The sequence below is a fragment of the Acidobacteriota bacterium genome (assembly GCA_030774055.1).
Lineage (GTDB): Bacteria > Acidobacteriota > Terriglobia > Terriglobales > Acidobacteriaceae > JACPNR01.
Window position 1 is genome coordinate 21,336 of sequence record JALYLW010000075.1, and the last position, 6,378, is coordinate 27,713.

Annotated in this window: 8 protein-coding genes and 1 tRNA gene; 6 read left to right on the forward strand and 3 right to left on the reverse strand. The window is 63.2% G+C overall.

Going from position 1 to position 6,378, the window contains the following annotated elements:
• Nucleotides 1–7: 7 nt before the first annotated feature.
• Genes M3P27_05875 through M3P27_05885 form a run of 3 tightly spaced genes read right to left on the reverse strand, consistent with a single transcriptional unit; the run spans nucleotide 8 to nucleotide 1,714 of the window.
• Complete coding sequence (locus M3P27_05875) at nucleotides 8–637, reverse strand: O-methyltransferase (protein ID MDP9267839.1); 630 nt, start codon at nucleotides 635–637, stop codon at nucleotides 8–10.
• A 15-nt stretch (nucleotides 638–652) separates the two neighbouring features.
• Nucleotides 653–1,360 (reverse strand): metal-dependent hydrolase, encoded by a 708-nt coding sequence (locus M3P27_05880; protein MDP9267840.1) that lies wholly within the window; start codon nucleotides 1,358–1,360, stop codon nucleotides 653–655.
• Entirely contained in the window at nucleotides 1,361–1,714 is a 354-nt protein-coding gene (locus tag M3P27_05885; GenBank protein ID MDP9267841.1) for a rhodanese-like domain-containing protein, read from the reverse strand.
• A gap of 187 nt (nucleotides 1,715–1,901) precedes the next feature.
• Here M3P27_05885 and gap point away from each other — a divergent pair, with 187 nt between their 5' ends.
• The 6 genes from gap to secG all read left to right on the forward strand — a co-directional run bounded on the left by gap (nucleotide 1,902) and on the right by secG (nucleotide 6,293).
• Nucleotides 1,902–2,909, forward strand: a complete 1,008-nt coding sequence (gap, locus tag M3P27_05890; protein MDP9267842.1) for a type I glyceraldehyde-3-phosphate dehydrogenase — start codon at nucleotides 1,902–1,904, stop codon at nucleotides 2,907–2,909.
• Nucleotides 2,910–2,925: 16 nt separating this feature from the next.
• Entirely contained in the window at nucleotides 2,926–4,158 is a 1,233-nt protein-coding gene (locus M3P27_05895) for a phosphoglycerate kinase (protein MDP9267843.1), read from the forward strand.
• A complete protein-coding gene (locus M3P27_05900; protein ID MDP9267844.1) occupies nucleotides 4,155–4,772 on the forward strand; it encodes a macro domain-containing protein in 618 nt (205 codons plus the stop codon). Before M3P27_05895 ends, M3P27_05900 begins: the two co-directional genes overlap by 4 nt.
• A 19-nt stretch (nucleotides 4,773–4,791) precedes the next feature.
• A complete protein-coding gene (tpiA, locus tag M3P27_05905) occupies nucleotides 4,792–5,544 on the forward strand; it encodes a triose-phosphate isomerase (protein MDP9267845.1) in 753 nt (250 codons plus the stop codon).
• Nucleotides 5,545–5,748: 204 nt separating this feature from the next.
• Nucleotides 5,749–5,833, forward strand: a tRNA-Leu gene (locus tag M3P27_05910).
• A gap of 88 nt (nucleotides 5,834–5,921) precedes the next feature.
• Nucleotides 5,922–6,293, forward strand: a complete 372-nt coding sequence (gene secG, locus M3P27_05915) for a preprotein translocase subunit SecG (protein MDP9267846.1) — start codon at nucleotides 5,922–5,924, stop codon at nucleotides 6,291–6,293.
• Nucleotides 6,294–6,378 lie beyond the last annotated feature (85 nt).

Sequence of the window (6,378 nt, forward strand, 5' to 3'; positions counted from 1 at the left end):
CTCTGAACTACGCCTTCATCGCCACCGCGACGCCGTCCCGGAGCGGGATGATGGTGGTGAACACGTCCTTCGACGCGTAGAGCATGCGGTTGAACTCGGCGACGGCGCGTGACTGCTCATCCTGCGGATCGACCACTCGTCCACTCCACAGCGCATTGTCAGTGATGAAGAGCCCGCCGGGACGCACGCGCGGCACGGCGAGCTTGAAGACACGCGGGTAATCTTCTTTGTCCACGTCGTTGAAGATGACGTCGTAGCTTGCCGGGCGCTGCTCGCTCAGGATCTCGAGCGCGTCGCCGATGCGGATGTCGACGCGGTCGGCCACGCCGGCGCGTTCGAAGTATCCGCGCGCTTCGTCGGCATTCTTCTTGTCGCTGTCGGTATAGACCACGCGCCCGCCCTCGCCCACCGCCCGCGCCCACCAGATGGTGGAGTATCCGATGGCCGAACCGGCTTCGAAGACGGTCTTCGCGTTCACCATGCGCGCAAGCTGATAGAGCAGGCGCCCGACCGCCGGACCGACGATGGGAATATCGCGCTGCTTGGCCTGCTCTTCCATCGCGCGCAGGACTTCATCGCGCTCCGGCAGGATCTGGTAGAGGTACTGCTCGACTTTTTCGCCGGTGATCTCGCTCATGTCAGATCGTTCTCATCAGACCGTTTGGCCGGGCTTCATCTCGAAGACCTCGATGCCCATGCCCTCGACCAACTTTTGTAAGTCTGCAGGCTTCCCCTTCAGCGCGGGGAAGGTGCCGAAGTGCATGGGGATGACCGTCTTCGGGCGCAATAATCCGCACGCGTATGCGGCCTCTTTCGGCGCCATGGTGAACTGGTCGCCGATGGGCAGCAACACGATCTCCGGGTGATAGAGGTCGTGGATGATGTGCATGTCGCCGAAGACGTTGGTGTCGCCGGCGTGATACAGCTTCACGCCGTTCTCGAACCCGATGACGTATCCGACCGCTTCGCCACTGTAGACGATGGAACCATCTTCTTCCTGGATGCCGCAGGAGTGGTCGGCGTGGACCATGGTGACAAGGATGTCACCGACCATCTGCGTCCCGCCCTTGTTCATCGGCGCAACATTCTTCGCGCCCTTCTTCTGCATCCACATGCAAAGCTCGAAGACGCCGACGACGGTGGGCTGGTACTTCTTCGCCAGCGCGACGGCGTCGCCGATGTGGTCGAAATGCCCGTGCGTGAGCAGCATGGAGTCAAAGGCGGGCTGGTCTTTGTGCTCGTCTGGCGTGGCCGGATTCTCCTTCACCCAGGGGTCGATGAGGAACGACTTGCCGGCCGGCGTCTCGACGCGAAAGCACGCGTGGCCGAGCCAGGTCAGCTTGATGCCTTGCAGGTCCATCTAGTTCCCTGCTTCTTTCCATCCGCGCCATCCGCCGATGAGCGAGATGGGGTTCTTGAAGCCCATTTTCTTGAGCGTTTGGGCGGCGAGCGCCGAGCGGCTGCCGCCGCCACAGTAGCACACGATCTTGGCGTTCTTGTCGGTGGTGGCCTGGTCGATATCGAGCTCGAGCCGGCCGCGCGTCATAGGAATGGCACCGGCGATGATGCCGCGGGCGTGCTCATCGGGCTCGCGCACATCGAGCAGCACGAACGGCTCGCCGGACTTCTGCAAGCGCTTCAGTTCGTCGGCGTCGATCTCGGTGATCTCTTTCTTGGCTTCGTCCACCAGCATCTTGAATTCGGGCAGCGTCATGCGGGAATACCCTCCGGGCAGGAAACCCAGCATTCTAGTCGCTTGGGTTGCGACGTGTCATGCCCTTGCGGGATGGCGGGGCTGATTGCCGCCTGCCCTCGCGGATGCTACGATTCCTAGTTTTCCAACCGCATCTGTTTTGGTCCGGCACGACCCATCATCCGCTCTACCTCTTTTCGGAGGCACTATGGCGATCAAGGTTGGCATCAACGGCTTCGGGCGCATCGGGCGCAACATCTTGCGCACCGCCATCGGCGACAAAGAGCTCGAATTCGTGGCGGTCAACGATCTTACCGATCCGAACACGCTGGCACACCTGCTGAAGTACGACTCTGTCCTCGGCAACCTGCACCACGACGTCAAGGCCGAGGCCGATTCCATCTCCATCGACGGCAAGAAGGTACGGGTGTTCAGCGAGAAAGATCCCGCCGCGATCAAGTGGGAAGAGGTAGGCGCGCAGGTCGTGATCGAGTCCACCGGACGCTTCACCAAAGCCGAGGACGCGAAGAAGCATCTGCGCGGCCCGGTGAAGAAGGTCATTATCTCCGCGCCGGCGACGGGTGAGGACATCACCATCGTCCTGGGAGTGAACCAGGACAAGTACGATCCGGCGAAGCACAACATCCTCTCCAACGCCTCGTGCACCACGAACTGCCTGGCGCCCATCACCAAGGTGGTGAACGACAATTTCAAGATCCAGTGCGGGACGATGACGACCATCCACTCCTACACCAACGACCAGGTCATCCTCGACTTCCCGCACAAAGACCTGCGGCGGGCGCGCGCGGCGGCGATCAACATGATCCCCACTTCGACGGGTGCGGCCAAGGCGATCTACCTCGTGATCCCGGAGATGAAGGGCAAGCTCGACGGCTTCGCGATGCGCGTGCCGACGCCGAACGTCTCGGTGGTGGACCTGGTGGCGTTCTGCGAGAAGTCGACCACCGCGGAAGAGGTGAACGCGAAACTGAAGGCGGCAGCCGAGGGACCGCTGAAGGGTATCCTCGGATACGAGACGCAGGAGCTCGTGTCGTCCGACTTTAAGGGCAATTCGAATTCTTCGATCGTGGACGCGCCGATGACGCGCGTGGTCGCCGGCAACTGCGTGAAGGTGATCGCGTGGTACGACAACGAGTGGGGCTACTCATGCCGCGTCCGCGACCTAATCAAGCTCCTCGGCAGCAAAGGGTTGTAGGCGCAGGCGATCAAGCATGAACAAGCTGTCCATCAAAGACCTGGAGCTCAACGACAAGCGCGTGTTCATGCGCGTGGATTTCAACGTCCCGCTCGATGACGAGGGCCGCGTGACCGACGATACCCGCATCGCCGAGACGCTGCCAACCATCGAGTACGCGCTGCGCCATGGCGCGCGGCTCATCCTGGCATCGCATCTTGGTCGTCCCAAGGGCAAGCCAAACTCAAAGATGAGCCTGAAGCCGGTGGCCGAGCGCCTACGCATGCTGCTCGACGAGAAGATGGAGCGTGGCGTGAACGTTGGATTCGCGCCCGATTGCGTCGGCCTCGAAGCCGAAGAACTCACCACCAAACTGGAGAAGGGGCAGGCCCTGCTGCTCGAGAACCTGCGCTTCCATCCCGAGGAGGAGGCGAACGACGAAGCCTTCTCCAAGGCGCTGGCCAAGCTGTGTGACCTCTACGTGAACGACGCGTTCGGCGCAGCGCACCGCGCGCATGCTTCCACCGTCGGCATCACGAGATTCGTCTCCAAGGCCGCGGCCGGTTTTCTGATGCAGAAAGAGCTCGAATACCTGGGCCGCGCGCTGCACGATCCGGCGCGTCCGTTCGTGGCCATCATGGGGGGCGCGAAGGTGAGCGACAAGATCGCGGTCATCCAGAACCTGATGATCAAGGTGAACACGCTGCTCATCGGCGGCGGCATGGCGTACACGTTCCTCAAGGCGCAAGGCCAGCCCGTCGGCAAGTCGCTGCTCGAGGCCGACAAGGTGGAGCTGGCGAAGATGCTGATCGAAGACGCCGCCAAGCGTGGCGTAAAGCTGCTGCTTCCCGTGGACCACGTGGCCGCGGACCGCGTGGCGCCCGGCGCAAAGATCGTCAACCTCCACGCCGGACAGCCAATCCCCGCGGAGATGATCGCGCTCGACATCGGTCCGGAGACAGTGAAGTTGTTCAGCGCGGAGATCGCCGACGCCAACACCATCGTGTGGAACGGTCCGATGGGCGTATTCGAGATGGCGCCGTTTGCGCACGGCACCATGGCCATCGCGAAGGCGATAGCCGCGAATCAGGATGCTACGTCCATCGTGGGCGGCGGAGACTCCGTCGCCGCGGTACACGCTGCCGGCGTAGCCGACAAGATCTCGCACATCTCGACCGGCGGCGGGGCATCACTGGAATTCCTCGAGGGCAAGAGATTGCCCGGTGTGGAAGCGCTAACCGACGCCAAGACCGAGAGCGCCAGGAAATGATGAGCGCTGCGGAGAAACCGGGTCTTCATCCCGCCGAGCATCTGACGATGACGTTGCCCAACGGCCACGCCATCGAGATGAAGATCGGCGACATCACGCACGAGCGCACCGACGCGATCGTGAACGCCGCCAACTCGCGGATGGTCCCTGGCTCCGGTGTCTGCGGCGCCATCTTCGCCGTCGCCGGCGCCGCTTTTCACCAGGAATGTCGCGAGGCCTTCGAGCGCCACGGCGAGGTCGAACCGGGCAGCGCGCGCGCCACCTCCGCCGGAGGCTTGGGCGCGAAGCACGTGATCCACGCGGTGGGCCCGGTGTGGCATGGCGGCGAGCAAGGCGAGTCTTCCACCCTCGCGAACGCCTATCGCCATTCCCTCAAGCTCGCTGACGAGGAACTCAAGTCCACCGTGGTGAGCACACCGTCACTCGCTACCGGGATCTTTGGATTCCCGGTGCAGAAGGCCGCGCCGGTCGCGCTGCGCGAAGTGGCAGACGCGCTGCTGTACACCGCGAACCTGCGCACCGTACGTTTCGTGTTGTTCGACGCGGCAACCTTCGACGTGTTTGAAGCTGCCGCGCGCGGGTTGGCGCACGAACGTTCCTACGCCATCGCCTGAGGGCCGCCGCCGAAGACCTATGCCGCGCAAAAAACTGATCGCCGCCAACTGGAAGATGTACAAGACGCCGGAGCAGGCACAGGCGTTTTTGCGCGATCTTCTTCCCCTGGTCGCCGGACACGCGCGCGACGAGATCGCTGTCTGTCCTCCGTTCGTTGACCTTGCCGCCGCGGTCGCCGCAGCGAAGGGCTCGAACGTGGCCATCGGCGCACAAGACATGTTCTGGGAGAAGGAAGGCGCGTTCACCGGAGAGATATCCGCCGGAATGCTGACCGCTGCGGGGTGCACGCACGTGATCATCGGGCACTCGGAGCGGCGCCAGTTCTTCGGCGAGACCGACGACACGGTGAACAAGAAACTGAAGGCGGCCCTAGCCGGAGGACTCACGCCCATCGTTTGCGTGGGCGAACTGCTGCAGGAGCGCGAGGCGGGCCTGACGGAAGAGGTGCTGCGCCGCCAGACGGTGAATGCCTTCCGCGGCATCGGCGCGGTGGAGGCGGCGCCCATCACCGTGGCTTACGAGCCAGTGTGGGCGATCGGCACAGGCAAGACGGCGACGCCGCAGATGGCGGCCGCCGCGCACCGGCTGATCCGCGCCCAGGCCGCCGAGGCCTTGGGTGAGACTGCCGCGGTCGCGATGCGCATCCTTTATGGCGGCAGCGTCAAGCCGGACAACGCCAGCGCACTGATGGGAGATCTCGAGATCGACGGCGCGCTCGTTGGCGGGGCGTCACTCGACCCCAAGTCGTTCAGCGCCATTATTCATTACTAGGGTCGCAGCCCGCCGCGGCGGGCTGTCGCATCGCGCTTCGTGCTCACCGCATGCAGGAACGGGTTGGGCAGAGCTGTTTGCTATAATCGAATCTGCCTCTCAGTGGTGTCCCCACGACAGAAACAGGAGGTCGCAGCCGAAGCTGCGGTCCTGTGTGCGCGTGGCCCTGGTTTGATTACCCCAGGATTTGCGGACCCCAGGTATGCGGAAGTGGTGGAATTGGCAGACACACCATCTTGAGGGGGTGGCGCCGAAAGGCGTGGGGGTTCAAATCCCCCCTTCCGCACCAATTCTGTGCACCATGATTTCGAATCTTAGGCTGAAGAAAGGTTAGTCCGGCAGCGCGCCGGGAGATCGAAGCTCGAAGACTGAAGCCCATGATCATATTCCTTACCATCGTCCACGTATTTGTTTGCCTATTCCTGATCATCGTCGTGCTGCTACAACACGGCAAGAGCGCCGACATCGCCGCGACGTTTGGCGGACAGGGCAGCCAGACGGCATTCGGTCCGCGCGGCGCGGCCACGCTGCTCTCGAAAGCGACCACTTGGTCAGCCATCATCTTTATGGTGACATCGTTCGCGCTCACCGTGGCCAAGACGACTGGCACCAGCGGTTCGGTGCTGGGCACGGAGAAACCGGCGCAGACGCAGCCGGCGACGCAAGCCACGCCCACACCTAGTGCGACGCCACAGCCGCAACCGCAGCAGCCCGCGCAATCGGCGCCAGCGCCGCCGCCGAAGAAGTAAGATCAGCTTTTCCAAGAGCCTCCGCGGGATGCGGAGGCTTTGTCTTTTTCCCCAGGGTCGTCGCCCGCCGCGGCGGGCTGTAGCC

Excerpts from the sequence above, each read along its gene's own strand:
- secG (MDP9267846.1), top strand. The coding sequence starts at position 5,922 with ATGATCATATTCCTTACCATCGTCCACGTATTTGTTTGCCTATTCCTG.
- gap (MDP9267842.1), top strand. The coding sequence starts at position 1,902 with ATGGCGATCAAGGTTGGCATCAACGGCTTCGGGCGCATCGGGCGCAAC.
- M3P27_05875 (MDP9267839.1), bottom strand. The coding sequence starts at position 637 with ATGAGCGAGATCACCGGCGAAAAAGTCGAGCAGTACCTCTACCAGATC.
- M3P27_05880 (MDP9267840.1), bottom strand. The coding sequence starts at position 1,360 with ATGGACCTGCAAGGCATCAAGCTGACCTGGCTCGGCCACGCGTGCTTT.
- M3P27_05900 (MDP9267844.1), top strand. The coding sequence starts at position 4,155 with ATGATGAGCGCTGCGGAGAAACCGGGTCTTCATCCCGCCGAGCATCTG.
- M3P27_05885 (MDP9267841.1), bottom strand. The coding sequence starts at position 1,714 with ATGACGCTGCCCGAATTCAAGATGCTGGTGGACGAAGCCAAGAAAGAG.
- M3P27_05895 (MDP9267843.1), top strand. The coding sequence starts at position 2,926 with ATGAACAAGCTGTCCATCAAAGACCTGGAGCTCAACGACAAGCGCGTG.
- tpiA (MDP9267845.1), top strand. The coding sequence starts at position 4,792 with ATGCCGCGCAAAAAACTGATCGCCGCCAACTGGAAGATGTACAAGACG.